Genomic DNA, 375 nt, shown 5'->3' on the forward strand with positions numbered 1-375 from the left:
GTCATCGGCATCATTCCCCAGAGTCTCAAGACCGCCGAGCTGGGCCATACCGGTTGCACCCGCCTGGAAGTGGTCGACGGCATGCATGCGCGCAAGGCGCGGATGGCGGAGCTGGCCGATGCCTTCATCGCCCTCCCCGGCGGCCTGGGCACCCTGGAAGGACTCTTCGAGGTCTGGACCTGGGGCCAGCTCGGCTATCACGCCAAGCCCATGGGCCTGCTGGAGGTCGACGGTTTCTATGCCCAGTTGGAGGGCTTCCTCGATCACCTGGTCGCCCAGGGCTTCGTCGCCGCGCCGCACCGCGCCATGCTGCAGGTGGAGGCTTCGCCAACCGCCCTGCTAGACGCCCTCGCCACCTGGCAGCCCACGGTGCCG

The 375-nt window shown here is 68.5% G+C and carries 1 protein-coding gene; it reads left to right on the forward strand.

Features of this window, described 5'->3' with window-relative positions:
* A partial coding sequence (locus tag FS767_RS21705) for a TIGR00730 family Rossman fold protein (RefSeq protein ID WP_144968168.1) occupies positions 1–375 on the forward strand: 375 nt, incomplete at both ends.

The sequence above is a fragment of the Pseudomonas sp. DE0010 genome (genome assembly GCF_007680745.1).
Classification (GTDB): domain Bacteria; phylum Pseudomonadota; class Gammaproteobacteria; order Pseudomonadales; family Pseudomonadaceae; genus Aquipseudomonas; species Aquipseudomonas parafulva_B.